The organism is Ruminococcus sp., assembly GCF_017549005.1.
GTDB lineage: Bacteria > Bacillota > Clostridia > Oscillospirales > Ruminococcaceae > Ruminococcus.
In genome coordinates, this window is record NZ_JAFYYT010000002.1 from 14,287 (window position 1) to 37,073 (window position 22,787).

24 protein-coding genes are annotated in these 22,787 nt (G+C 47.9%); 9 read left to right on the plus strand and 15 right to left on the minus strand.

What is annotated here, in order from left to right; all coding sequences use genetic code 11:
- Nucleotides 1-8: 8 nt before the first annotated feature.
- The 3 genes from IKW96_RS00770 to IKW96_RS00780 form a co-directional block, all read right to left on the minus strand.
- A complete protein-coding gene (locus tag IKW96_RS00770) occupies nucleotides 9-236 on the minus strand; it encodes a hypothetical protein (RefSeq protein WP_296569117.1) in 228 nt (75 codons plus the stop codon).
- Nucleotides 237-425: 189 nt separating this feature from the next.
- Entirely contained in the window at nucleotides 426-1,445 is a 1,020-nt protein-coding gene (locus tag IKW96_RS00775) for a sensor histidine kinase (protein WP_296569121.1), read from the minus strand.
- Nucleotides 1,442-2,104, minus strand: a complete 663-nt coding sequence (locus IKW96_RS00780; RefSeq protein ID WP_296569126.1) for a response regulator transcription factor — start codon at nucleotides 2,102-2,104, stop codon at nucleotides 1,442-1,444. Before IKW96_RS00780 ends, IKW96_RS00775 begins: the two co-directional genes overlap by 4 nt.
- Nucleotides 2,105-2,236: 132 nt before the next feature.
- Here IKW96_RS00780 and IKW96_RS00785 point away from each other — a divergent pair, with 132 nt between their 5' ends.
- Nucleotides 2,237-3,205: a GTP-binding protein gene (locus IKW96_RS00785; RefSeq protein ID WP_296569129.1), complete on the plus strand. Its 969-nt coding sequence runs from the start codon at nucleotides 2,237-2,239 to the stop codon at nucleotides 3,203-3,205.
- A gap of 230 nt (nucleotides 3,206-3,435) precedes the next feature.
- Entirely contained in the window at nucleotides 3,436-5,040 is a 1,605-nt protein-coding gene (locus IKW96_RS00790; protein ID WP_296569132.1) for an ABC-F family ATP-binding cassette domain-containing protein, read from the plus strand.
- A gap of 33 nt (nucleotides 5,041-5,073) precedes the next feature.
- On the opposite strand, the gene IKW96_RS00795 is transcribed toward IKW96_RS00790, so the two are convergent.
- The 5 genes from IKW96_RS00795 to IKW96_RS00815 all read right to left on the minus strand — a co-directional run bounded on the left by IKW96_RS00795 (nucleotide 5,074) and on the right by IKW96_RS00815 (nucleotide 7,774).
- On the minus strand, nucleotides 5,074-5,433 hold the full coding sequence (locus IKW96_RS00795) for a hypothetical protein (protein ID WP_296569135.1): 360 nt from the start codon (nucleotides 5,431-5,433) through the stop codon (nucleotides 5,074-5,076).
- 80 nt (nucleotides 5,434-5,513) lie between these two features.
- Nucleotides 5,514-6,227 (minus strand): NAD-dependent protein deacylase, encoded by a 714-nt coding sequence (locus IKW96_RS00800; protein WP_296569140.1) that lies wholly within the window; start codon nucleotides 6,225-6,227, stop codon nucleotides 5,514-5,516.
- Between the two features lie 2 nt (nucleotides 6,228-6,229).
- Nucleotides 6,230-6,625 (minus strand): secondary thiamine-phosphate synthase enzyme YjbQ, encoded by a 396-nt coding sequence (locus IKW96_RS00805; RefSeq protein ID WP_296569145.1) that lies wholly within the window; start codon nucleotides 6,623-6,625, stop codon nucleotides 6,230-6,232.
- A 157-nt stretch (nucleotides 6,626-6,782) separates the two neighbouring features.
- Complete coding sequence (nth, locus tag IKW96_RS00810; RefSeq protein WP_296569149.1) at nucleotides 6,783-7,418, minus strand: endonuclease III; 636 nt, start codon at nucleotides 7,416-7,418, stop codon at nucleotides 6,783-6,785.
- The gene (locus IKW96_RS00815) at nucleotides 7,415-7,774 is read right to left on the minus strand and encodes a hypothetical protein (RefSeq protein ID WP_296569152.1); all 360 of its coding nucleotides are present in this window, start codon (nucleotides 7,772-7,774) and stop codon (nucleotides 7,415-7,417) included. The genes nth and IKW96_RS00815 overlap by 4 nt, the downstream gene beginning before the upstream one ends.
- A 320-nt stretch (nucleotides 7,775-8,094) precedes the next feature.
- On the opposite strand from IKW96_RS00815, the gene IKW96_RS00820 reads away from it, so the two are divergent.
- A complete protein-coding gene (locus IKW96_RS00820; RefSeq protein ID WP_296569157.1) occupies nucleotides 8,095-10,332 on the plus strand; it encodes a glycosyl hydrolase in 2,238 nt (745 codons plus the stop codon).
- 139 nt (nucleotides 10,333-10,471) lie between these two features.
- Here the strand turns inward: IKW96_RS00820 and IKW96_RS00825 are convergent, their stop codons facing one another.
- Both IKW96_RS00825 and IKW96_RS00830 read right to left on the minus strand, forming a co-directional pair.
- Nucleotides 10,472-11,068, minus strand: coding sequence for an AAA family ATPase (locus tag IKW96_RS00825; RefSeq protein WP_296569161.1), 597 nt, complete (start codon nucleotides 11,066-11,068; stop codon nucleotides 10,472-10,474).
- A gap of 43 nt (nucleotides 11,069-11,111) precedes the next feature.
- On the minus strand, nucleotides 11,112-12,464 hold the full coding sequence (locus IKW96_RS00830) for an SLC13 family permease (protein WP_296569165.1): 1,353 nt from the start codon (nucleotides 12,462-12,464) through the stop codon (nucleotides 11,112-11,114).
- Nucleotides 12,465-12,776: 312 nt separating this feature from the next.
- Here IKW96_RS00830 and IKW96_RS00835 point away from each other — a divergent pair, with 312 nt between their 5' ends.
- From IKW96_RS00835 to IKW96_RS00845, 3 genes are read left to right on the plus strand one after another with little or no spacing between them, the layout of a single operon-like run.
- Nucleotides 12,777-13,715, plus strand: a complete 939-nt coding sequence (locus IKW96_RS00835) for a calcium/sodium antiporter (RefSeq protein WP_296569168.1) — start codon at nucleotides 12,777-12,779, stop codon at nucleotides 13,713-13,715.
- A 12-nt stretch (nucleotides 13,716-13,727) separates the two neighbouring features.
- Nucleotides 13,728-14,093: a hypothetical protein gene (locus IKW96_RS00840; RefSeq protein WP_296569170.1), complete on the plus strand. Its 366-nt coding sequence runs from the start codon at nucleotides 13,728-13,730 to the stop codon at nucleotides 14,091-14,093.
- Nucleotides 14,094-14,123: 30 nt separating this feature from the next.
- Nucleotides 14,124-14,459, plus strand: a complete 336-nt coding sequence (locus IKW96_RS00845; protein WP_296569175.1) for a hypothetical protein — start codon at nucleotides 14,124-14,126, stop codon at nucleotides 14,457-14,459.
- A gap of 325 nt (nucleotides 14,460-14,784) precedes the next feature.
- On the opposite strand, the gene IKW96_RS00850 is transcribed toward IKW96_RS00845, so the two are convergent.
- The 3 genes from IKW96_RS00850 to IKW96_RS00860 are packed head-to-tail and all read right to left on the minus strand — an operon-like array spanning nucleotide 14,785 to nucleotide 17,477.
- Nucleotides 14,785-15,741 (minus strand): ROK family glucokinase, encoded by a 957-nt coding sequence (locus tag IKW96_RS00850; RefSeq protein ID WP_296569180.1) that lies wholly within the window; start codon nucleotides 15,739-15,741, stop codon nucleotides 14,785-14,787.
- A gap of 15 nt (nucleotides 15,742-15,756) precedes the next feature.
- A complete protein-coding gene (locus IKW96_RS00855) occupies nucleotides 15,757-16,716 on the minus strand; it encodes a type I phosphomannose isomerase catalytic subunit (protein WP_296569185.1) in 960 nt (319 codons plus the stop codon).
- The gene (locus IKW96_RS00860; RefSeq protein WP_296569236.1) at nucleotides 16,716-17,477 is read right to left on the minus strand and encodes a GH25 family lysozyme; all 762 of its coding nucleotides are present in this window, start codon (nucleotides 17,475-17,477) and stop codon (nucleotides 16,716-16,718) included. Before IKW96_RS00860 ends, IKW96_RS00855 begins: the two co-directional genes overlap by 1 nt.
- Before the next feature lie 253 nt (nucleotides 17,478-17,730).
- On the opposite strand from IKW96_RS00860, the gene IKW96_RS00865 reads away from it, so the two are divergent.
- Nucleotides 17,731-18,342: a hypothetical protein gene (locus IKW96_RS00865; protein WP_296569239.1), complete on the plus strand. Its 612-nt coding sequence runs from the start codon at nucleotides 17,731-17,733 to the stop codon at nucleotides 18,340-18,342.
- 162 nt (nucleotides 18,343-18,504) lie between these two features.
- Nucleotides 18,505-19,107 (plus strand): dockerin type I domain-containing protein, encoded by a 603-nt coding sequence (locus tag IKW96_RS00870; protein ID WP_296569244.1) that lies wholly within the window; start codon nucleotides 18,505-18,507, stop codon nucleotides 19,105-19,107.
- A gap of 94 nt (nucleotides 19,108-19,201) precedes the next feature.
- Here the strand turns inward: IKW96_RS00870 and IKW96_RS00875 are convergent, their stop codons facing one another.
- Together IKW96_RS00875 and gap are read right to left on the minus strand one after the other, a co-directional pair.
- Nucleotides 19,202-20,236 carry a hypothetical protein gene (locus IKW96_RS00875; protein WP_296569247.1) on the minus strand — a complete coding sequence of 345 codons (1,035 nt, stop codon included), beginning with the start codon at nucleotides 20,234-20,236 and terminating at the stop codon, nucleotides 19,202-19,204.
- Between the two features lie 412 nt (nucleotides 20,237-20,648).
- Entirely contained in the window at nucleotides 20,649-21,686 is a 1,038-nt protein-coding gene (gene gap, locus IKW96_RS00880; protein WP_296569251.1) for a type I glyceraldehyde-3-phosphate dehydrogenase, read from the minus strand.
- Between the two features lie 260 nt (nucleotides 21,687-21,946).
- Here gap and IKW96_RS00885 point away from each other — a divergent pair, with 260 nt between their 5' ends.
- The gene (locus IKW96_RS00885; protein ID WP_296569254.1) at nucleotides 21,947-22,693 is read left to right on the plus strand and encodes a hypothetical protein; all 747 of its coding nucleotides are present in this window, start codon (nucleotides 21,947-21,949) and stop codon (nucleotides 22,691-22,693) included.
- Nucleotides 22,694-22,787: the final 94 nt, after the last annotated feature.

Below are 22,787 nucleotides of genomic sequence, written 5' to 3' on the forward strand. Positions count from 1 at the left end.
GTATCTCCTTAATCTATTGATGTGAGTTCTTTTGTCTTGTGCTTATCCATGCAATAATCAAGCACAACGATAGCAGATGATAAAATCGTTGTGAGCATAAATGGCGTGTTTATCATAGGGGTAAGCAGTGTCTTGTCACGGAATACCTCATAGAGCGTGAGTGCTGTAAGCGGTATTATGCAGATAGTGCTGGCAATAATAAATGTTCTGACTGCTGTCAAAGTAAGTTTTTTCATAAGATCATTTCCTTTCGGTTCTTTCTTTTCGGGAGCTGTTCTCCCTTTCCATGATCTTATTATACACCATGCAATACCTGCGGTCGTGTTTTTAACATTACGCAACATTACAGTTCTGTAATGTTGCTTTAGCCATTAGTAGGGGCGCACATTGTGCGCCCGGAATAACTGACCGAATGATTCTGAAAATTATCCGGTCATAAGATAATGGTCATTTTGGGCAAAGGAAATGGTCATTTCCGTGAAGCTTCCGCGCACGGAATCAGCGGAAATGCCGTGACCAAGCCTGTCGCAGAGGCTTTTTACTATGTAGAGCCCCATACCCGTAGACTTCGCATAGGTATGACCGTTCTCGCCTGTGAAGCTCTTGTCGAAGACCCGCGGGATATCGCTTTCGGGTATGCCTGCGCCGTTGTCGCGGAAGTGCAGGAGCACTTTGTCATCAAGCTCCTCAGCGTAAATACGTATGACGGGCTCACGGTTTTCGACTGTGTATTTCAGGCTGTTAGCCATGAACTGCCCCAGCATGAATTCCAGCCATTTACCGTCGGTCATGACCTTTGCGTCAAGTCCGTCGGTCTCTATGGAAGCTCCTGCAAGCTGCAGGGCTTCGCGGTTCTTGACCGCAACATTGGCAACTGTGCGCTTCAGGGAGGTCTCTTTTATAATGTAGTCCTTTTCTGCGTTTTCAGAACGCGCATAGTAGAGCACCTGATCGGTGTAGTCGTCTATCCTGCGGAGCTGTTCGATGTACTTCTCCCCGAACTCGTCTCTGTGATTGTGAGCCATGAGCTGCAAGCTCGCCAGCGGCAGTTTTACCTCGTGTACCCACATCTCGATAAAATCGCGGAAGTCTGCGGAGCTCCTCTTGTACTCCGAAACCTTTTCGCACATGGACTTATTAGCGTCGCAGAGGGCTTCGTATAGTATCTCCCCCTCTAAAAAGGACGGTTTGTTTATCATTTCATGGATAAGGAACTTCTGATCGAGTCCGTCCAGCTTTTCACGCATATCGTTGTAGAACCGCCTTTTCCGAAGAAAGCCCGTGAGCTCCTCGAAGACAATGAACATTAAAAGTATTGAGCTTATAAAGGCTATGAGCTGACCGCTGACCCTGTAAGCCGTCAGGAACAGCAGAACAAGTCCGAATGAAAGGGCGGCGATGATGTAAAACCAGAGCCTGTCCCTGATATAACCAAGCAGTTTCATTTAAGCACATACCCCTGTTTCTTGCGCGTTTCGATAGCATCCTCGCAGCCAAGCTCTGCAAGCTTTGAGCGCAGACGGCTGATATTTACGGTGAGGGCGTTGTCGTTTACGAACTCGTCGTTATCCCACAGGGCGGTCATAAGGTCGTCACGGGTGACGATAGAGCCCTGCCTGTCCAGCATAAGGCGGAAAATTATCATTTCGTTCTTGGTGAGTATAAGTTCGCGGCTGCCGTCGGTAAGGCTGCCCTTTGCGTCGTTGACATGCAGGCCGTTGTAGTTCTGCACTGAGGAGCTGCCTGCGGAGCGTTTCAGCACGGCAGATATACGCAGGAGCAGTATCGTCGGATTATAGGGCTTTGTTATGTAGTCGTCAGCGCCGTAGCTCATGGAAAGTACCTCGTCTGTCTCGGAGGTGCGGCTCGTTACCATTATAACAGGGATATCGCTTTCGCTGCGTATCTCTTTCAGGAGCTGCTCGCCGTTGAGATTTGGGATATTTATATCCATGAGGATAAGGTCAGGGCGGGCGGAAAGAATGTGCGCCTTTGAGTTTGAGAAATCGGTAAGGCAATCGGTCTCGTAGCCCGAATTGCGGAGGAGCTCCGCAAGCTCCATGCGAATAGACTTGTCGTCTTCAACTATATATATCTTGCTCATGATACACCTCGGGAAATAGTATTCAAGTGTTATTATACCATAATTTGGGGGAGAAGACAAGGGAGAGGCAGACGGAATAATTGACATCATTCCGCAGCTGTGCTATACTTATTCCGAAGGAGCTGCATAAAAATGACAAAAATTGACCTTATTACGGGCATTCTCGGCTCGGGAAAGACTACTTTCCTGCTTAAATACGCCCGTCACCTTATCGACAGCGGCGAGAATATCGCCATACTTGAAAACGACTTCGGCGCTGTAAACATAGATATGATGATACTTCAGGAGCTGAAAGGGGAGCACTGCCGCCTTGAAATGATCGCAGGAGGCTGTGACGCTGACTGTCACAGACGGCGCTTCAAAACCCAGCTCATATCCCTCGGTATGCAGCATTTTGACCGCGTTATCGTAGAACCCTCGGGTATCTTCGATATGGACGAGTTCTTTGACATACTACACGATCAGCCGCTTGACAACTGGTTCGGGACAGGAAGCGTCATCACTATAGCCGACGGAGAAATGGACGAAAGTCTTTCGCCTCAGATGGAGTATCTTCTCGGTTCGGAGGCAGCTTGCTGCGGAAAACTGGTGATAAGCAAGCTGCGCGGAGAAGTCGGCGGCAATACGGTCCAGAGTATACTCGATCATGTGAACAGGGCTCTTGAGGATATCCGCTGCGACCGCAGACTTACCTTACGCGACGTTTTTGCAAAGGACTGGGAACGCCTTGACGAGGAGGACTTCAAAATGCTCGGCGGAGCAGGATACCGCGGTTCGAGTTATGTAAAGAAGTACAGTCCCGAGGATATAGAGAGTTCTGTACACTATTTCATGCACATTGCCCTGCCGCAGGAGAGTATAGAGGGCGTTATCGCCGATATTATGAGCGATGAGAGCTGCGGCAGTATATTCCGCATAAAGGGAGCTCTTCCTGTCGGGGAGGGCTGGCTTAAAATAAATGCTACACGCGAAAAGACAGAGCTCTCAGTTGTGCCGGATGGGCAGCCTGTGCTGATAGTTATTGGCGACAACGTTTCTCGCGAGCGTATAGACGAGTATCTGAAGCCGCTGAATACCGATAAAGAATATGTCTCGATATGAAGCTTTGAGATTTTTCCTTTACAATCCTCGCCTAATGTGATATAATGTTTTTTGTTGTGTTGTAAATCATAATTTTGCGAAGCAAAAATATGAAGTTGAGAGTTGAAAGTTATGGTGTTGCCTGCGGCGACATTATTTAAATAATGTGAGCGAAGCGAACTCATTAACTCTCAACTCTAAACTAATCAAAATTCAGCATAGCTGAATTTTGATTTACGGAAGGAGAAAATATGATAACAGTAACTAATGTGAGCGTGCAGTTCGGCGGCTCTACACTTTTCAAAAATGTAAACCTTAAATTCACAAACGGAAACTGCTACGGCGTTATCGGCGCAAACGGCGCTGGAAAGTCCACATTCCTCCGCGTCCTCTGCGGCGAACTTGAACCTGCCTCGGGCGAGGTCGTAATGCCGAAAGAGGAGCGCCTCAGCGTTCTCAAACAGGATCACTTCGCATATGACGAGTATACGGTCCTCGATACGGTGATCATGGGAAACGCCCGCCTTTATGAGATAATGCAGGAAAAGGACGCTCTTTACGCTAAGGAGGACTTCTCAGAGGAGGACGGCGTCAAGGCTTCCGAGCTGGAGGGCGAGTTCGCTGAGCTAAACGGCTGGGAGGCAGAGTCAGACGCTTCAAAGCTCATACAGGGTCTCGGACTTTCCGAGGATATACTCTATTCGCAGATGTCCACCCTTTCCGGTAACGAAAAGGTCAAGGTCCTCCTTGCACAGGCGCTTTTCGGCAATCCCGACATCATTCTCCTCGACGAGCCTACCAATCACCTTGATATTGACGCGGTTCGCTGGCTTGAGGAGTTCCTTTCGGAGTACTTCGGTACGGTCATAGTTGTTTCTCATGACCGTCACTTCCTCAATAACGTCTGCACTCATATCGTCGATATCGACTACAACAAGATAAAGATGTACGTCGGAAACTACGAGTTCTGGTATGAGTCCAGCCAGCTCATTCAGCGCATGATAAAGCAGCAGAACAAGAAGAACGAGGAGAAAATAAAGGAACTCAAGGACTTCATCGCCCGTTTCTCTGCCAATAAGTCAAAGTCCAATCAGGCTACATCACGCCGTAAGCTCATTGAGAAGCTCACTGTCGAGGAGCTCCCTGCGTCAAGCAGAAGATACCCGTTTATCGGCTTCGATATGGACAGAGAGCTTGGCAAGGATATTCTCCAGGTGGAGGGGCTTACAAAGACAGTGGACGGTGTAAAGCTCCTCGATAATGTTAGCTTCACCCTCGGAAGAACAGACAAGGTAGCATTTGTGGGCGAGAGCGAACAGGCTATTACAATGCTGTTCAAGATACTCATGGAGGAGGAGCAGCCCGATTCGGGAAGCTTCAAATGGGGAGTTTCCGTTACTACATCTTATATGCCTGTTGATAACTCTGATTATTTCAACGGCTGTGAGCTTTCCATACTCGACTGGATACGTCAGTACTCTGTAAAGGACGAGACCGAGACCTATCTCCGAGGCTTCCTGGGACGTATGCTCTTCTCGGGAGACGACGTGTACAAGCCTGTAAACGTGCTCTCGGGAGGCGAAAAGGTGAGATGTATGTTCTCGAGAATGATGCTTTTCGGTTCAAACGTGCTTGTTCTCGACCGTCCTACCAACCACCTCGACCTTGAAAGTATTACTGCTGTAAACAACAGCCTTATCAACTTCAAGGGAGTAGTTCTTCTCGCTTCTCACGACCATGAGATAATGCAGACAACTGCAAACCGTATCATCGAGATACTTCCTCAGGGCTGCCTTGACAGGCAGGGAACATATGAGGAATTCATAGACTTCAAGAAGGAAAACGGTCTGATGTAAACAAAAAAGCCCTGAAGCGGTAATAAAACTGCTTTAGGGCTTTAATGATTTTATGAGTATTTTGGCTTCAAAGAAGTCACGGACTGCTTCTATGCCTTTAAATTCCATATATCTTGGGTAGCCGGGGGGATTTTCTGCCGAGTAGGTAAGATGATATATCCTGTAGATGCCGCCCCCGCCGTGCATATCGCCTATGAGGTAGAGGACTTCATCGTTGACCTCGTTGTTTGCTACGGCATAGACGTTGTTTTTGAAAAGTTCATTGCCGTAACCGAGTTCCTTTTTCAGCTCCCTTACGAAATATCCTGTCGCCTCGGAAAGAAGCAGAAGCCTCCATGTGAAGCGCGTTTCGTATTTCATCTTGAGGTAACTGAAAACTTCTTCTTCGGTCATTATTTTCACCTGCAATTCGCTGTTTATGTTTTTTGAGGGGCTTATGCCCGTATATTCTGCGCCGTTTATGGGAAAATCTCCTATATGCGCGAGAAAACTTCGCCTATCCTGTCACAGATGAGCAGATCGGCGTTCTTATCCATCTGAGTAGGCGACATATTGATGATAACGAGGTTGTTTCCTTTGAAATAGCGGATAAGTCCTGCCGCAGGATATACATTGAGAGATGTTCCGCCGATTATGAGAGTGTCCGCAGAAGCTATAGCGCGGACTGCGCCGTTTACCGTGGCGTCGTCGAGTGACTCCTCATAGAGCACAACATCGGGCTTTATTACGCCGCCGCATTCACATTTCGGGACTCCCTGCGAGTCGATTATGGCATGGACATCGTGGAACTTCCTGCATTTTGTGCAGTAGTTGCGGAGAACGCTGCCGTGGAGCTCATATACGGTCTTGCTGCCTGCCGCCTGATGAAGTCCGTCGATATTCTGAGTGACTACAGCGCTGAGCCTGCCCTCTTTTTCGAGCTCCGCAAGCTTTATGTGGGCTGTATTCGGCTTTGCGTCAAGGCAGAGCATTTTTGCCCTGTAGAAGCGGTAGAACTCCTCGGTCTTTTCCATGAAGAATGTGTGGCTGAGGATAGTCTCGGGAGGATAGTCCCACTGCTGACTGTAGAGGCCGTCAACGCTGCGGAAGTCGGGGATACCGCTCTCGGTGGAAACTCCTGCACCGCCGAAAAATACGATATTATGCGAGCTTTTTACGATTTCGGAGAGCTTTTCAGTATTTTCCATGATCAATCTCCCATTACCTTTACGTAGAATTTTCTCGTTCTCGGACCGTCAAACTCGCAGAAGTAGATGTCCTGCCATGTTCCGAGAAGGAGCTTGCCGCCTGTGATTATTATAGTTTCGCTTGCGCCTATTGCCGAGGACTTGATATGAGCGTCGGAGTTGCCCTCTGCGTGGCGGAAGGACTGGAGATCGGGGAAGAACTTGTCGAGCCCCTTGATAACGTCGGTCTGAACGTCGGGATCGGCATTTTCATTGATAGTTATTGCAGCTGTGGTGTGTGGACAGAAAACTATGCAGATACCCTCAAGGACGCCGCTTTCCTTTACGGCTTCTGTTACTTCCCGTGTGATATCCACAAGTCCCTCTGTGGGAGTGCTGAGTTTGAAGTTGAATAGCATGATGATCTCCTTTCGTAAACCAGAATTCAGCTTTGCTGAATTTTGATTAGTTTAGAGTTGAGAGTTAAGAGTTTAGAGTTATTTAAATAATGTCGCCGCAGGCGACACCATAACTTTCAATTCTCAACTCTCAACTTCATATTTTTGCTTCGCAAAATTAAGATTTGTCATTATAAAATCTGCAAAAATAACTTAACGGACATTCGCCGCATTTCGGCTTACGGGCATTGCATATATCACGTCCGAACTCTACCGTCCTGTGGCAGAAATCCGAGGATACTTCGGGCGGTATGAGCTTCACAAGGTCCTTTTCCACCTTTGCGGGCTCCTTGTTCTTTGTAAGTCCAAGCCTGCCTGTTATCCTGATACAGTGAGTATCGGTGACCATTGCGGGCTTGCCGAAAACGTCGCCAAGCATAAGGTTAGCGGTCTTTCTGCCTATGCCCGAAAGCTTCAGCAGGTCTTCCATATTGTCGGGGACTTCGCCGCCGAAGTCGTTTATGAGCTGTGAAGCCATTTCCTTGAGGCTCTTTGCCTTGTTATGGTAGAAGCCGCAGGGCTTTACGTCCTGTTCGAGCTCCGAGATATCGGCATTTGCAAAGGCTTCAAGAGTAGGATATTTCCTGAAAAGCGTTTCCGTTACGATATTTACTCTCGCATCGGTACACTGTGCCGCAAGACGGGCTGCAAACATCAGCTCGTAGGGCTTTGTATAATTAAGTGTGCAGGCGGCGTCGGGATAGAGCTTTTCGAGCTCCTTCACTGCAAGCGCTGCAATTTCTTTTTTTGTCATTCCGCGTTCACCCTGAGTTTTTTCTGCTTTTCGAGAATGCTGTCATAGACCTTGTACATCTTCTGCACCGTATTTTCGAGGAAATAGTAGTGCTTTATGTAGAAAATGAGGAGTACAAGTATTATCGTCACCAGCAGCAGCGTCGGCAGATTTGGTGTGAAAACAAGGACTGCGATGAATATGGCAAGTATCACGGAAAACAGCATGGTAACAAGAAAATGCACTATTCTTTCGTGCTGCATGAAGCCGATCTTTTTGAGGTGCTCGTCCATGATCTCGTCTATCTCGGAAGCGCTGCTGCACTTTTCCAGCCTGTCCTCAATGTATTTCATGTAATTTGTCAGATATTCAGTCATTTTCTTCACCTTCCCATGCACAAACTAAACGAAACTCCATTAAAATTATACACCTTTTTAGCCATAATGTCAACATTTTTTCATGCTGTTCCGTGACGGAAAAACAGAGATTTTTTAGCTTGATAATTTAAGTATGATTTAATATACAGTTGGGATAATTGCTTAGAAATACAGCTCCTGATTGTGCGTGTATACGAAAATAATTACAGATATGAAAACAATTCGTCCCTGTTATTGATTTTTACTGAAATTATTGTATAATTAAAGTAACATATGTTTTTAAACCGAGATATTCACTACTTTCAGGAGGGTATTAAAATATGGGAACATTATTGTTCAGAAAGGCAGGAGCTGCTGCAATGTCTGCGGCTATGCTGCTCAATTGTGCCGTGTACAGCACTTCGGCTGTAACGGCTGCAAACGAACCGCTCAAGTTCGAGTTCGAGGACGCTGAGATAACAGGTGACGTTACAGTGGAGAAGGACTCGAATGCAAGCGGCGGTTCTGCGCTGAAAATGACGGACAGCGGTACTATCACGCTGAATGTCACCGTTGAGGAGGGCGGCCCTTACAGACTGACCTTTTATGCTTTCGGTATCGGTACCGACAAGCAGCAGAACCTCAGCGTAAACGGCTCGTCCCAGGGCGCTATAGGAATACCTCAGGGCGACAAGTATCAGGCTGTGGAGCTTACAGCTATCCCGCTCAAGGCAGGAAAGAACTCCATAGTGATCGAGAAGTCATGGGGCTGGTCGCAGTTCGACTACCTCACGGCTGAGCCTATGTCCGACGCCAAGATCGAAGCAAAGCAGGTAACGCCCTGCGATCAGCTCGCTACTGTCGAGACTCAGAGCCTTATGTCTTACCTTGCCGAGAATTACGGCAATCATATAATCTCAGGTCAGCAGGAGATATACAGCGGCGGTCCTCACGGTCTCGAGACCGAATTCGAGTACCTCAGGGACACCACAGGTCACTATCCTGCTATCAGAGGCTTTGATTACGGTAATTTCTGCTGTCCTCTCTACGGCAGTGACGACGGTTCTACAGACCGTATCATCGACTGGGTAAAGAACAAGGGCGGTATCGCTACTGCTTCTTATCACATCAACGTGCCAAAGAACTTTTCAAGCTATGAGATAGGCACGAAGATGGACTGGTCGGCATCGACCTATACTGCAAAGGACACAGATTTTTCACCCTCAAAGGCTGCTACGGCAGGCACCAAGGAGAACGAGTACTACCTCTCGACTCTCAAAACTCTCGCAAAGGAGTTCAATAAGCTGGAGGCTGAAGGTATCCCCGTGATATGGAGACCTCTTCACGAAGCCGAGGGCGGCGGCGGCGAGGAAGGTTCATGGTTCTGGTGGGGCAGGGAAGGTTCGGCTGCTTACAAGAAGCTCTGGATCTATACCTACAATACCCTTACTAATGACCTCAACTGCCATAACCTCATATGGGAGTGGAACAGCTACAACTTCGCCACCTCAAAGGACTGGTACCCGGGCGACGCTTATGTTGATATCATAGGCTACGACAAGTACAGCTGCACGGACTGGTCAACGGGAAGCGCAAGATACTACCACAACGACAGCCCGTTCTCGTCTACATTCTACGGTATCATGGAAAAGTACGACAGTGCCAAGATGGTAGCCCTTGCAGAGAACGACAGCTTCTCAACATCTGACAAGATGCAGGAGGAAAAAGCAGGCTGGCTCTACTTCTGCACATGGTACGACGGCGGTTCGGACAATAACAACTTCCTCTCCAATCCTACATTCAATACCAAGGAAGACACTATCGCTATGTATCAGAGCGATTACTGTATAACCCTTGACGAGCTCCCTAAGGACCTCTACAAGAAGGACGGCGTCACTCCCCCCGACCCGTCAAGAACAACAACGGTAACAACGACAACTACAACTACTGATAAGAACACAACTACTACCACTACTGCATATAAATTCGCTATTCAGAAGAAGTCGGTGACTATCCCAGAATGGCCTAATCTTGCAGTGGCAAGGTCAATGATAATCGATATCACAGGTGCTCCCAACGCTTCCATAGGCGGTGCTATAGGCTACGGAACCACTGCCGACGACTGGAAGAACATCGAGTGGAAGGGCAATGCCGACAAGGACGGCAAGCTTACGGTAAATGTTGACCTTAAAGAGATGCCCGATACCTTCAGGACCTGCGAGGTACAGGTATGGTGGTCGAACGTGTGGAATGCAGCTACGGAAAAGGCTGTCGATCAGCCTTATACCATTGACAGTTGCGAGGTCAAATACTACATGGGCGGAGCTCTTGAGCCTCCTAAGTACGGAGACGCAAATCTTGACGATGTAATTGATATGAGCGACGCAGTCCTCATCATGCAGGCTCTTGCAAACCCGAACAAGTACGGCGTCAGAGGTACGGACAAGTATCATATCTCGGAGACAGGTGCAGCGCTCGCGGACGTTGACAAGACCAGCGAGGGCCTTACTTCCAACGACGCTCTCAGGATACAGGAGTATCTCCTTCATAAGATAACTACACTTGATCCCAATGCATAATAACAAAAGCCATAAAGGAGCAAATTGCTCCTTTATGGCTTTTTATATTGCAGGCGGCTTTCAGGGCATACAAAAAAGCGGCGCACACCACTGTGCACCGCTTCTCAGTTATTAGCTCTTAGTTCTAAGTTACTGGCCTTTAGTCCTCGCTTATCCTTGCTTTGACATACTGCTCGAGTATGTCTATAGTTCTGCCTATGCCGAGACGGGAACTGTTGATACTGAGGTCGTAGAGTCTTGAATCGCCCCAGTGTCCCTCACAGTGATAGTTGTGATAGCGTTTTCTCTTGCGGTCCTTTTTGTCGATAAGAGCCTTAGCCTTATCTTCGGTAAGCTCGTAAACGTCCATTACGCGCTTTATCTTTTCGCTCATGTCACCCAGTATGAACAGGGATATAAGACACTTGAAATCGCGGAGCTTTGTTTCCGAGCAGCGTCCGACAACTACAAAGGATTCGCCGCTTGCAGCCTTTTCTCTGAGGAAATTGAACTGCATTTCAGCTATATTGTCCTCTATGGAGTTGCTGAAGCCGTTTACTCTGCGCGAGAGGAGGTGGTTCTTTGGCTTTTCATTGTACTTTTCGATCTCTTCGGGAGTAAGTCCTGTTTTTGCGGCTATCTCCGTTATGAGGTGGCGGTCGTAAAGCGGTATATTGAAGCGCTTTGAGAGCTCCTCGGCGATATGGCGTCCGCCGCTTCCGAATTCACGACCTACTGAAATGATAAACTGTGACATGAGTATTCCTCCTTTGTGTAATTAATATCCTTCTTTATTGTTATCAGAGATACCTTACGAAAAGATATACTGTTGATATACCGAGAACTATCACGGTAGCAGGCGCGAGACGTCTGCAATACCTGCCCCAGCCTATGGGGTAGCCGTTTTTCTGTGCAACTGAGGTTCCCACAACGTTTGCGGAAGCTCCGATAGGAGTAGCGCTGCCGCCGATATCAGTACCCATAGCCAGCGCCCATGCAAGAGTTGAGATAGGAACTCCCGAGGTCTCTGCAAGGCTCTGTATGATAGGCACCATAGTTGCGGCAAATGGGATATTGTCCACGAAAGCGCTTGCAATAGCCGATACCCAGAGGATTATAGCTATCATGAGCATTACGTTTCCGTCGCTGATATCGCCGATGAAGTCTGCGATACGCTTGAGAATGCCTGTTTCTTCAAGTCCGCTGACAACTATGAAGAGTCCGACGAAGAACAGAAGTGTCTTGTAGTCGACTTTTCTGATAAGCTCCTTTGCGTGCTTGCCAAAGGCGATAAGTGTTATCACTGCTATGAAAAGTCCGATAGAAGCAACTGTAAGGTGAGTCGTTGCGTGAGTTATAAGGAGCAGGACAGCAAGTCCGAAGATTATGCTGCTTATAATAAAGTCCTTTTTATTTGTTATAGCCTCTGAGGGCTTCGGGAACTTGCTCATATCAACGGGCTCGTGCTTGCCGCCTGTGATCTCCTTGCGGAATGCGAAATAGAGGAATATCACGGAAACTACAAGGGAAATTGCGGCACAAAGTCCTGTATTTGTGAGAAAATCGAAGAAAGAGAAGCCCAGCGACGTACCGACGATGATATTCGGGGGGTCTCCGCACATAGTCGCCGAACCGCCTAAATTCGCGCAGAATATCTCGGAGAGTATCATAGGTACGGGATTGAATTTGAGAAGCGATGCAAGCTCGATAGTAACGGCTGCAAGGAACATGATAACGGTGATACTGTCGATGAACATCGAAAGAACAGCTGACATTACCATGAAAGTAATGAAAATAGGCACCGTTCTGCACTTTACAATATAAGCGATCTTCATGCAGAGCCATCGGAAAAAGCCTGCCTTGGCCATTCCTTCTACCATGACCATCATGCCTGCGATGAATAGTATGGTCGCCCAGTTTATGCCCTTGCTTTCACTTTCCGTGACCTGATACCAGAAGTCCTTGGTAAAAAAGCCTTTAAGGGCGAGAGTGTCTGATATTGCTTTACCGCTCCTCATACAGATTCCGAAAACCACAACAAGTGTGAGCAATCCGCTTCCGAGGGTAACGTAGTGCCGTTCTATCTTGTCGAGGACGATCATTACGAACATCCCGATGAAGATTATAACGGCGAAGATCTGTGCTGCTGACATATAAACCTCCATGACTGCGGTACCGTACCGCATTATTCGATTACCTATTAAATAGGTAAAAATATACCATTCCGAATTATAGCATAATTGAGGAGGTAATTCAAGGCAATTCTTGTTTTTTTTGGCAATATTCTCATTTTTAGTAAAAACAGCGTTCATTTGTATGATATAACGATTTTTTTTAGTAAGTCTGTCGATAGGTATTGCAATACGTAAAAATATGTGGTATAATAGTATAAGCAGTTGCGGAGCAAAAGAGCTTGTGATGAGTTCTTTTGAACTTTTTACGCAGCTGCTGTTAGGAGTCTTAAAATGCTGAAATATATCTTGCTGGTCGGCGGCTTTGTCTTGCTGATAAAGGGCGCTGACTTCTTTGTGGACGGAAGCTCGGCTGTGGCAAAACGGCTGAAGGTGCCGTCGCTCATCATCGGAATGACCATCGTCGCTATGGGGACAAGCCTCCCCGAGACCTCTGTAAGCGTGAGCGCCTCGGTGCTCGGGAAAAACGACCTCGCCATAAGCAATGCCGTGGGGTCGAATATCTTCAACCTCATGGTGGTCTGCGGAGTCTGCGCTGTGCTGTGCCCTATGGTCATCGGCAGGGATACCCTGAAAAAGGATCTGCCGTTCTCGGTCATAGTTGCGGGAGTTCTTCTCGCCCTTGGCGCAATAACGGGAACTGTTCAGCGCTGGGGTGGAATCATACTGCTTGCGCTGTTTGCGTTCTTCCTTTACATGATGATAAGCTCCGCAAAGAAAGCCCGTGAAGCCGGAAACGGTGCCGACGAGGAAGAGTATAAGATAATGCCCGTGTGGAAGTGCCTGCTTTGTATAATAGGAGGCGGCGCTGCTATCGCTGTGGGCGGAAAAATGGTAGTCGAGGGCGCTTCCGACATTGCCCGTTCATTCGGAATGTCCGACAATCTCATAGGTATGACTATCGTTGCTCTCGGAACGAGCCTGCCCGAGCTTGCGACTTCTATAGTTGCGGCGCGCAAGGGTGAGGTGGATATGGCTCTCGGAAACGTTGTGGGCTCGAATATATTCAATATACTGTTCGTACTTGGCATAGCGGCGACTATTTCGCCGATCGCATTTACTATGTTCAACACGATCGATACGGCAGTCCTCATTGCCATGAGCCTGCTGGTGCTTGTGCTCTGCGCTCCGAAAAAGAAGATGGTGCGCTGGCACGGAGCCTTGATGCTTGCGGTGTACGGAGGATACACAGCTTATTTGTTCGTAAGATAAAGGGGGATCATTATGTATTGTTCAAACTGCGGTTCAATGATGGATGAAAGGCAGCAGTTCTGCCCTTTCTGCAAAGCGCCCAACCCTGCCATGCAGCAGAGGCCACAGTTCCACGGACAGGTGCCGCCTCCGCCGTATTTCTATAATAATATGCCGCGGTACTATTTTGACCCTGCGGAACAGCCGCCAGAGACCGCCCTTGTGGTGCTTTCGGCGATAATTCCCATTGCGGGACTGATAATCGGCTGTATCTGCCTTGGCAATCACGAAAACAGAGCAGGAAAAGCGTATCTTCTGGCAGCAGGGATAAGCTTCGGAGTCGGCTTGCTTATATCGTTTATGTTTGCCTTTATGCCGTTATTGTTTTTATTCCACTGATATGGTGTATTTGAAAAAAGGAGGGATCATATGACTTGTCCGCATTGTGCAGCTTCTATATCCGAGACTGAGGAGAGATGTCCTTACTGCGATTCTTACATAGACCGAGGCAGACATCCGAGGGTGGAGCCTCCGCCGCCGCAGCAGAATCGTAATCTCGTAAGGTCACTGGGCGAGGATAAGGTCAATCCGCTTCTGGTGGCATTGTCGTTAATACCGATGTTAGGAATAATCCTCGGTGCTATATTTATGTCGGGCGGAAACCCGAAAAGCGGAAAGACATACCTGATAACAGGACTGGTGGCATTTGCCTGCCCTTTTATTTCCGTAATGGCAACTATGATCTTTTCGGCGATACACGCTTAAAAAATAAGCTCCCGCAATTTTTCTGCGGGAGCTTAGTCTGTAAAAACATATATTATTTAAGGAGACGCCCTCACTTGCAGGGCGTCTCCTCTTCAAAAACAGTCCGCCGGACTGTTTTTGAATTCACCTCTTGCGGAGCGCTTTGAGGGTATATGTGGGGCTTTGCCCCACTCCCCACCAGAGGCGCTGCCTCTGGACTCTGCCAAAGGGTTGTGAACCCTTTGGAATCCCTTTCGTGGGTAAAATAACTTTTTCGACAAACTGAGCTCCCGCAGAAAAACTGCGGGAGCTCTTTCATATATAACTAAAAACGGCGTTTACTGTATCACTGGTTAGCTCTGCCGAGGAAGGCTGCGCCGATGATACCTGCGTCGTTGCCAAGCTTTGCAATGACGATCTCGGTGTTCTTCTCGGAGTTGCGTGTGTATACTTCCTTTGCAACGAGCTCCTTCATGGGGAGGAGGAGCGGGTCGCCCTCGTTGCAGACGCCGCCGCCGATACAGAGTATATCAGGCTGGAAGATGTTGATAGTATTTGTGATTCCTGCTGCGAGGTATTTGATGTACTTGTCAACAACTGCCTTTGCGTATTTGTCGCCTGCTCTCATGCAGTCAAAAGAGGTACGTGCGGTGACTTTGCCCTTTTCCTTTTCAGACTGAGCCATAATGCAGTCGGGGTGCTCGGCGATAGCTTCCTTTGTCATGCGGATAAGTCCCGTAGCTGAGGAGTAAGCCTCGAAGCAGCCCTTTCTGCCGCATGAGCACTGTGCTCCGTCAACCTGTACTACTGTATGTCCAATCTCAGCGCCTGCAAAGTTGGAACCTGAGTATATCTTGCCGTCGATGATGATTCCGCCGCCTACGCCTGTTCCGAGAGTGATGCATACAGCATTTCTTGCTCCCTTTGCAGCGCCTGCAACGAATTCGCCGTATGCTGCTGCATTAGCGTCGTTCTCGATGAATACGGGCTTGTCGATAGTCTCCTGTATGTACTTCACCATTGGGGTATTCTTGAAGCCGAGGTTGTTTGAGTACTCGATGATACCCTTTTCACTGTTTGCGATACCGGGAGTACCAACGCCTATCCACTCGATCTGGTCCATTGTAAGGTTTGCGTTCTTTACAGCTTCAACAGCCATTTTTGCCATATCGTCCGCAATTGCCTTTTCCGGACGCGGACAGTTTGTCTTGGTGCTTGCTTTTGCGATGATGTTGTATTCCTCATCAACTACGCCTGCAACGATATTTGTACCGCCCAGGTCGATTCCTACATAGTATTTCATTTTATATCCTCCTAATTACGGAATTGTTGTGATTATCACGTCACAATTTCCTTTTATTGCAAATGCGCCTGTTCCTGCGGGAACAAAAACGCTTGTGCCCATTTTCAGTCCGAGCCTGTAGTTATCGGCGACAAGCTCTCCGCCGCTCCCGCCTATTACAAGGACATGAGCAAAGGAGCTGTTATCCGCTGCGAAGCTTGCTTCCTTGATTATCCTGTTGCGGTTCACTATAAAGTAATTGCAGTCTGCAAGGAGCTGAGTTACTGCTCCGTCAAGCTCCATGCCGTAGACAGGTCTGCGGTGGTCGGCAGGCTCGGTATTCGTGACCTCGAGAGCCTTTTCCACATGGAGCTGTCTCGGCTTGCCGTCAGCTCCCAGTCTGCCGTAGTCGTATACCCTGTATGTGACGTTGGAGCTCTGCTGTATCTCGGCTATGAGTATACCCTTGCCGATAGCATGGAGAGTTCCGGGTTCTATGAAGAAAACGTCGCCCTGCTTTACGGGAACGCGGTTCACCTTGTCCATGAGGGTGTTATCCTCGATGGCACGGCGGAAACCGTCCTTTGTTATCTTGTCCTTGAAGCCGTAGACAAGCTCTGCGCCGGGGTCTGCGGAGATGATATACCACATTTCGGTCTTTCCGTTGTCGTTTTCGTACTTGTGGGCGTACTCGTCATTGGGGTGTACCTGTACGGAGAGGTCGTTCTTTGCGTCGATGAGCTTTACAAGAACGGGAAAGCTGTCGCCGCTTCTGAAGCTGCTGCCAACAGCTTCGGGGTGAGCGTTAACGAATTCGCTGAGCTTCATGCCGTCAAACTCGCCGCCGTCGATGATACACTCCCCGTCGGGGTGACAGCTGAGCTCCCAGCTCTCAGCAAGGCGTTCGAGCTCACTTTCCTTTCCGAATATCTCACGGAGCTTGGTACCGCCCCAGATATAGTCTTTTATAGGTGCTTTCAGTAAAAATGGTCTCATTATTCTGCCTTTCCTTCGGAAATATCCTTATTTTCTGCCGATACTGCAAATTCCCTGTTGAAATCCTCGAGGGAGCCGTTGTATACGTTCAGGTCTATGTGCTCCTCCTCGCCGACATAGCCCGCGAGTTTGCCCTTGTCGCTGTACTGCCAGAACTTCCATTCAAGGATATCGGGCTCGCAGTTAACGCATCTTATCCACAGGGGATAATCTGAAAAGCTTCCTCTGATATACCTGTAATAAACAGGCATTGTCGTGTAGATAATGGGCTTTGTGCCGTAATACTCCCCGAGTCTGTCCAGGAGCGGTCGGAGTATACTCTCCGTCTCCTCGCGTGAGGGCTTGTTCCTGCGTTTGTCGGCATAGTACTCGATATCTATAACGGGCGGCATATCGATCTCGCTTTTGTCAACTGCCGCAATGAAGTTGTCTGCCTGAGTTTCTCCTGCGCTGTCAAAGCTGAAAAAGTGATATGCGGACACTTTTATCCCTGTGGAGGCAGCTCTTTCAAGATTGCGCCGGACGGATTCGTCCGTATGACCGCTGCCCTCGGTAGCCTTTATAAAGGCGAAGGAGACATTCTGAGATTCCAGCTGTTTCCAGTCGATATCGCCCTGATAGTTGGACACATCGACGCCGAAAACGGGATATTTAGCCGTGTTTACCCTTGCGGTCGAGAAAAACACAGCTGCTGCCGCAGCAACTGCTGTAAGAGCAGCTCCTGTGAGCGTGCAGAGTATAATGCGTTTGAACATATGCATATTTAGGAAACAACTCCCCGTTGACCGCTTCTGACCTGTGTCGGAGCGGTAATACTTGACTTTCACAGTTCGGAAAGTCATACAATAATATAATAAACTAAAATCCCGAAATAGTCAACAGTTTTTTTCGCGGCGGCGTAATTTCTTTCAGATGTGTATTTTGTCCGTCCGATGATAATATGCATTTGATATTGAAAAAAACTGCAATCTGTGATACAATTATAGTACATCAGACCGAAAGGAGACATTTTCAATGAAAAAGGCATTATCAATTATTTCAGCTGCTGCGGTACTGTTTTCGGCAGCTCCCACGTATGCGGCGGCAGATGTGACCATTACTCCCCAGCAGTTTGCAGCCTGTGATTTCAACAGCGACGGCTATGTTGACACTATCGACCTGCTTTTTATGGCTATAGTAAGTCTTCCTAATTTTGACACCATGCGCGATATGGCTGCTTCGAGAGTAGGTTTGACCGCTGAAATAGAGCAGAAGATACTCAAAAACGGCGATTTCAACGGCAACGGAGCTATCGACGAAGATGAAGGTACTGCTTTCCTTGACTATATGGTAAATAATACAGAATGTAAGATAGATGACCTATCACTTTCAGATATGACGGAAATGACAAAGCTCATGGACCCAAGCAAGAAACTTGGAGATATCGACGGCGATGATATCATAAACGCTGTGGACGCCAGCAATGTGCTGAAATACTACGCTATTACGAGCACTGGAGCTTCTTTTGACACTATAACCATGCTTGCTGCCCGTCACAAGGGTGACATGAACGGCAACAGGATAGTTGATTCCGTTGACGCTGCTCTTATATTAAAGAAGTATGCTGAAAATTCTGTAGCAAAATAATATACAAGTAGTAAAATGCAGGATGCTTTGTACAGTATGCTCAAAAAATTATCATTTCGTTCATAAAATATAGCAGAAAAAGTAACAGGGCTTGCGCTATTATAATAATAGAGAGGTTTTGGGATACTTTTTAAAGAGATGTATTTTGAGGAGGAATGATATATGAGAAAGGTCATATCTGCATTGTTAACGCTGGCATTAGCGCTTTGTGCTGTGCCTATGGCTGCTTTTGCAGCCGATGAAGCGCCTGTTTCCGAGGCGAAGTACGATAATCATGATTTCAATGAGGACGGCTACATCGACGCCCTTGATGTCGCTTTCCTTTGCAGGTATTATCTTATCAACAGCGCCGAGAAGGCTTCCGATGCCATGAATCTCGGTATTACTGATACGATAATGACAAGGATCGCCGAGTTCGGCGACTTCAACAAGGACGGAAGAGTTAATCTGACCGACGGTTCCCTGTTCCTGAAGTACGTAATAAGCTTTACAAACTGCAAGATAGAGAACTTTGAGCCGCAGTACTATTCCGCAATTGTCAGCGAAAGCGTTGAAAAGGGCGATATAAACGGCGATGGCTACGTCGACGCAATTGACGCAAGCAATATCCTCTCATATTATGCCGTTCAGAGTACAGGCTCGGATATCGTGACATCGGGACAGCTCGTATGCCGCTACAAGGGCGATATAAACGGCGACGGCATAGTTGATTCCGTTGACGCTTCAAAGGCTCTGAGAATATATGCTCAGAATTCCGCTAAATGATATGTATGTATATTTTGAAATTACTCTGTTCCTTACAGTAATAATTCCGTAGCAAAAAAAATCCACGCAGTTCTGCCATGGCTGCGTGGATTTTTTATATTATATTGAAAAGCTGTTTAGCGTCACGAGGGTCGAACCTTACCAGCCCCCTGCCGCTCTTTGTGAGGACAAGTCCGTCTGCATTCCCTACGGGGGACAGCGAAAACAAGCCGTTCCTTCTGTGAGCGGCTCTGAAAACGCTTCCGTATCGGGAGTTCACGGGTACTCCGTCAAGTGCGAAGCTGATACCGCGCTTTGTGACCTTTATCTCAAGGGCAGGCATATCCGCAAAGGGGCGGCAGGTCATGCAGTTTACGATGTAGTGTCCGCGCAGGGGAGAGACCTGTATATCGCGGTAAAAGCGGTAGAGCAGAGCTGCAACGGCAGCTTCGGTATCATAGAGACGGTGTTTTATCTCCTTTTCGGGAGCTGTGAATATCTGCGGTATCTCGCTGCATATCCGCTTTGCATTTCTGTTGAGAGCTGCGGAAAAACTGCTTCTTTCTGCGAAACGGCGGAGCTGTTCGTATTTTATATGCTGTTCGGGAACAAATTCGGGGTACATTGCACGGGCGAGCTCCTCATACTGTATGTGTATCTCGCGCTTGCTGGAAAAATAGGTCATTTTTGCAGCATGGGGCAGACAGCACATATCCGAGAGCATATGGACGGCACGGGCGAGAAAGACAGCTCCCTCAGCCTTGAAGCCGTTCTGATACATGGTTAGCGCCATAGTGTAGTCCTCTTCAAACATGGTTCGGGCGCTTTTTGCGAAGAGGTCCTTGCCGTTTTTCAGGTAGCCGCGGACAGGCTTCAATGGAGCGCCGTTTGTTGCACAGCCGCAGTAATAGTGACGGCCTGCGCCGTTTTCGCGGTCGCCCTTGTCGTCGGCACGGTAGGTGTATGGGAGCATTATCTTCAGATACGGGATCATCAGCGCTTCAGCTTCGGGAGAGTGCTCCCCGAGAAGCTTCAATGCACGGACAAGTATCTCATGATGTATGGGCGGAGGAGTAAAGGTCTTAGCCGCCTTATAGCCTTCTGCGAGCCGATGAAGCTCTCTTGCGGCATTGTTCCATTTATTCAGCATTGTAACGCTCCTTTCGTAAATCAAAATTTATATTTGCAGGGGCGGATATTATCCGCCCGAAATTACACGTGCACTTTGTAGGGGACGGCGTCCTCGACGTCCATTATAGGGACGCCCTCACTTGCAGGGCGTCCCTCTTCCGAAAACAATTCACCGGATTGTTTTCGGAATTCACCCTTGCTGAGCGCCTGTTGGATCCGGGGCGCTGCCCCGGGCCCCGCAAGGGCTGTCAGCCCTTGACCTGACCAAAGGGTTGTGAACCCTTTGGAATCCCTTCCTTTGGGGTTTGCGTAAATTATGATTTATCTAAATTATACCGCTCAATAATGGGATTGTCAATACATTTGGCATTTACCCAAAATAAAAAGGGCGTCCTCACGAACGCCCTTTAATATTGCATATATGTCAGCTATTAGCCGAGCTCTGCAAAGTACTTGATTGTTCTTACCATCTGTGATGTGTAAGAATTCTCGTTATCGTACCATGAAACAACCTGTACCTCGTAGAGATCGTCAGCGATCTTGCTAACCATTGTCTGTGTAGCGTCGAAGAGTGAACCGAATCTCATACCGATAACGTCAGAAGAAACGATCTGATCCTCGTTGTAGCCGAATGACTCGGAAGCAGCAGCCTTCATAGCAGCATTGATTCCGTCAACAGTTACGTTTGCACCCTTAACAACAGCTGTAAGGATTGTTGTAGAACCTGTAGGAACAGGAACTCTCTGTGCAGAACCGATGAGCTTGCCGTTGAGCTCAGGGATAACAAGGCCGATAGCCTTTGCAGCACCTGTGCTGTTAGGAACGATGTTAGCAGCGCCGGCTCTTGCTCTTCTGAAGTCGCCCTTTCTGTGAGGACCGTCAAGGATCATCTGATCGCCTGTGTAAGCATGGATTGTGCTCATGATACCGCTCTGGATAGGAGCATAGTCGTTGAGAGCCTTAGCCATAGGAGCGAGGCAGTTTGTTGTGCATGAAGCAGCTGAGATGATCTTGTCATCCTTTGTGAGAGTCTTCTCGTTAACGCTGTAAACGATTGTAGGAAGATCGTTGCCTGCAGGAGCAGAGATAACAACCTTCTTAGCGCCAGCGTCGATGTGAGCCTGAGACTTGTCCTTTGAGCAGTAGAAACCTGTGCACTCGAGAACAACGTCTACGCCGATCTCGCCCCAAGGGAGTTCTGCAGCGTTAGCCTTTGCATAGATTGTAAGTGTCTTGCCGTCAACTGTGATTGTGCCCTTCTCGTCGTCTGCTGTTACGGTGTGTTTGTTCTCACCGATCTTACCGCAGTAACCGCCCTGAGCTGTATCATACTTGAGAAGCTGTGCGAGCATTGAAGGCTTTGTAAGGTCGTTGATAGCAACTACCTCATAACCTGGAGCATCAAACATCTGTCTGAATGCAAGACGGCCGATACGACCGAAACCATTAATAGCAACTTTAACTGACATGGGATATACCTCCTAAAAATTTGTATGGTTTTATTATACCGCAAGTCGGAAAATTTTTCAAGAGGTTCGACAAAAAAATAACAGAAATTTCGTGAAAAGTGCATATTGTACAAACATATAATTGTTGGTACAAAAATTTTTGTTGCAGTTTCTTTAAGCTGAAAACAGCTTTTTTATTCCATTTCAGAAAAGTGTGTAGTATAATATGTATAAGAATGTTTTTGCAGATCTGGTCATTTTTTTGGAAAGGCGGCATTACTATGGACAAAACCAACGATTTTACAGCTTTTTTTGAGAACAGTTTCGCTAAGGACTTCATAAGCTGCAATGAGCATACGGTAAGGCGTGCGGTAACGGGTATATCAGCTTCCTGCGAGCTCCTGCGCGAAGCTGCCGAGAAGAGGGGCGACAAAAAGAGCCGCGAGCTCACAGACTGCATAATGAATATGTGCTGTGACCTCATGCGTAATGCAGAGCTTAGTATGGCGCTTTCCGCAGAAAAGCTCCCCGAGGAGGACATGGGTGCCGTAAGGGCGGATATATTTGTAAGGGACTTCGTTAAGGGCTGCCTTTCGGCTGCAAAGGGGCGCTGCACCATTGAGGCCGGGGAAGTTCCCGATGTTTATATAAGGACGGAAGCAGAACAGCTCAGGCTTCTCCTGCTTGGGTTTATAAGGAGGAATATCCTTAACGCAGGGGACGAAAAGACGGCGTTCAGGATAGAGTGTTCGGCAGAGTTGAAAACTTTAAACATTTCGGTCAGGTGTTTGAGGACATTTGTGGACGGAGATATGCTCGCAGACCCCGACGTTTTCTCGGGATACTACGGTGAGATCTGCCGCGGTCTCGCGGAGCGGACAGGTGCCTCCGCGGAGCTCTCCGCTGATACGCTATCAGTGGTAATACCGCAGACGAGCAGCAATGGTACTGCCATTATGGAAACTCCTCATGCGGAAAACGAAACAGGCTTTTTCGATACTTTCAGCCTTATGCTGAGAGATATCTGAGGGCGTATGTGATAAAACTGTGACAATTAAGAAAAACTAAGCATATTTGACAGAATCTTACGAAAATTTTGTTGACATTATTCAAAAAAGGTTG